3 protein-coding genes are annotated in these 3,059 nt (G+C 51.6%); all 3 read right to left on the bottom strand.

From position 1 onward, the window contains the following. Positions 1–713, bottom strand: a 713-nt coding sequence (gene ccsA / locus B3Z75_RS06680) for a cytochrome c biogenesis protein CcsA (protein WP_294068902.1), incomplete at its 3' end; no start/stop codon positions are given. Continuing rightward, complete coding sequence (locus B3Z75_RS06675; RefSeq protein ID WP_294068898.1) at positions 710–1,981, bottom strand: cytochrome c biogenesis protein ResB; 1,272 nt, start codon at positions 1,979–1,981, stop codon at positions 710–712. The genes ccsA and B3Z75_RS06675, both read right to left, overlap by 4 nt. 72 nt (positions 1,982–2,053) lie before the next feature. Then, positions 2,054–3,059 (bottom strand): ammonia-forming cytochrome c nitrite reductase subunit c552 (locus B3Z75_RS06670; protein WP_294068895.1); only part of this gene is annotated, 1,006 nt, incomplete at its 5' end.

Below are 3,059 nucleotides of genomic sequence, written 5' to 3'. Positions count from 1 at the left end.
ATGAAAGCTACGAGTAAGAGGATCATCGATACTTTAGGGGAGGCATTTTTTTTCAGCCGGTAATGGATGTAAAGCAGGTATCCCAGCCAGGTGGCAGCAGCCCATGTCTCTTTCGGATCCCAGCTCCAGTAGTGACCCCATGCTTCCTTGGCCCAGATGGCTCCCATCAGCATGCCAAGCGTGATACAGGCCGTTCCGGCGTATACCAGCTCATCGGTCATCTGCATGAGTCGTTCGGGGTTGCTGACTTTTTTCTCTTTGACAAGATAGTAGAGGGCGCCCAGTGTAGCTGCGCCCAGTATGGCATAGGAAAACATATAAATGATGACGTGCGGGGCAAACCAGGGACTTTGCAGTGCCGGCATCAGCACCTTGTTGTGAATGTCCGGGTTCGTGATATTCACCATGATAAAGACGGCGGAGAGCAGCGTGGTGAAGGATAGTATCCATTTGTAGTTCCAGCGCAGATAGGTGAGTAGTCCCGCTATGGGAAGGAAGAAAGAATACCAGAGTCTTGTTTCTCCCATGGTGCGCAGGGGTGGCCTTTCCAATGAGTGCCAGAGCGCGGCAATAAAAAACGCGAAGACCAGCAGTCCGGCAGTCGTACATAATATGGACAGCGCCCTGTGTCTGTTTCCAAGTGCCGCGATGGCGCCCATAATCCAGAATAACAGTGCCCCTGCAGCAAAATATATAAATAGTTCCCAACTCATGCCGTCCTCTTTTTAGGTCCCGCAATAAACAGGAACAGCGCCCCGGCGAGCAGCATGAAGATACCGGTGTAAACCACCTTTAACCAGGGATCCCGTACCAGTTCAAAGATAGAGACATCTGAATGTTTCCCTTTCGAATTGTCGTAGCTATACTGGTAAATCATCCATTCTTCCACAGTGAGAGGTTTGTTTACCTCAATCACGGCTTGAAGGTTGGTCCCCTTTTCAGAATACAGGGTCACAAACGATTTGTATTTTTTTACCTCCTGCGGTGGCATCACTATGCTTGTGAATTCATCAACCGGCAATGTGCTATGGGGAAAGAGGTAGCTGCCACTGCTGACCCAACCCTCCACTGGCTGCTCCATCCCTGGCTTGGCTGCTTTCACCTTGATGGCGGTGCCGGCGCCCTCCATCATCATGGGTACTACATTGACAAAGGTGGAGTCCCGCAATATGGCAGCATGAGGCAGGTAATCCATAATTTCCAGCGATACGTCTGCCAGCCGGGCTGTTTTGCCAATTTCCACAAAATGATAGCTCTCGGGATGTGCTGCGGGTAGTATTTTCCCTGTCATGTTTTCAACGACGACCAGCCTGGGAGGGTATTCTTCTATCCGGAACGTGTCCAGCTGGATGGCTACCGGTAATTCTATGGTTTCTCCGGACTGTCCGGTACCGCGCCATTCTACCTGCCCCTCTTGCACACTCATCGTGAACCGCTTCAGATCGGCACTGCCCGATAAGCCAGCCAGAAGAGCAACAAACAATCCCAGGTGGTTCAGGTAAAAGCCGATATCGCGCCACGATTGTTTCTTGCGGGTCCTTCTGAGCAAAGTGAGTTCCAGAATTATCAGAATGTAAAAGCAGAGCAATATAAATGACCAGGAGGTGGTCATCTGAGCCCATCCGAGCCGGGAGAACAGATTGTCGCTTGCCTGCATGCGACCTGTGCTGAGTGGAAGCTGTGGAGTGAGTCCCAGTATCATGCAGAGAAGAAGCAGGACGACGATGGCCGGCACGGCAGCATAAACGCCGGATAACCACTTTATTGCCTTGTTTTGCGGGAGAAGAAAGTAGACAGCAATCAGCCCTGCCGTCAAAGAGGCTCCCATGATCACGTTGACCGGCGATGCAAAGAGAGCAGGCTCGATGTTCCCGACGGTCAACTGTAGCATCAAGCCCGTTAAAAGGATGCCAGCCGCCACGATGAAACCTTCTGCATACCCCCATGGCTGCTCCCATATTTTGCGGGATCTACTCTTCATGCACTCAGCGTAATCAATATAAAATGTTTTTGTGTCCTCCAAAATCCGGACTCGAATCTATTTCTCATTATGTTAGTTCAGACTTGCCAGCCGTTTGTTGGCTTTGGCTGTTTCGAGCCAACGGGGAACGACCGTTTGCAGGAAGTTTTGCTTGTCGGCTCTTTCTTTTTGCATATCCAACCCGATGTATGCCTGTGCCTTCTCTTTCGTGGAGATGTCGGGCAGCGGAACGTCGCCGGTGAAGCCGAGTGCCGCCAGCACCTTGGATATCTCAAAACGGGCTTTGTGGGCCCTGTCGAGGCTCAGGGAAAGAATACGTTGATATTCTACCGGCGAGTGGAACGCTCCTCCGTGCGATGCCACGGCATAATCCCAGCGCCATTGCGACTGACGAATCAATTGCAGCGCCTCTTTCATCTGTGTCTCTGTGGCTCCTCTTTCCCATGCGAACTGTGCTTCCAGATGGGCGGTGGCAAGCTCCTGCTCTGCCAGGTTGCGAATCTGATTGGCACTGCGTTGCCGTTCGTAAACCGAGTTGCGGAGATCTTCCTCTGTTTCCCGGTGGCATACCTGGCAGGTGTTGTTCATGCTTGCCAGCGGACTTCTCACGTGGTGACTGCTGTATTTGATTCCTCCTTCGGAAATATAAGGCATGTGACAGTCGGCACACGAAACACCCCGCTGTGCATGGATCCCTGTTTTGAATATTTCGTAATCGGGGTGTTGTGCTTTGAGGATGGGTGCCTTGCTGAGTGCGTGTGTATAGTCGGTAAACCGGATGCTGTCGTAATATTGTTCCGCTCCCTCCATGGTGATGCCGTTGTGCCAGGGGAAGATCAGGTATTTCCCTTCGGGAGTGAAGTAATATTCCACATGACATTGTGCACAGGCCAGCGAACGCATCTCCTGATGGGTTGCTTCCCGGATATTCAGACCCATGGCCTCATATCCCTCAATCAATCCGGGTCGGCTTACTTTCAGATCCATTGTGGCGGCATCGTGACAGTCGGCACATCCAATGGGATTCACTATTTCCTGTCCCCAGTGTGCCCAGGTTTTGTTGTAAAATTCGGCAATT

Origin of the sequence: Proteiniphilum sp. UBA1028 (genome assembly GCF_002316955.1) — a bacterium.
Classification (GTDB): Bacteria; Bacteroidota; Bacteroidia; order Bacteroidales; family Dysgonomonadaceae; genus Proteiniphilum.
This window is presented reverse-complemented; position numbering and strand designations above follow the sequence as displayed.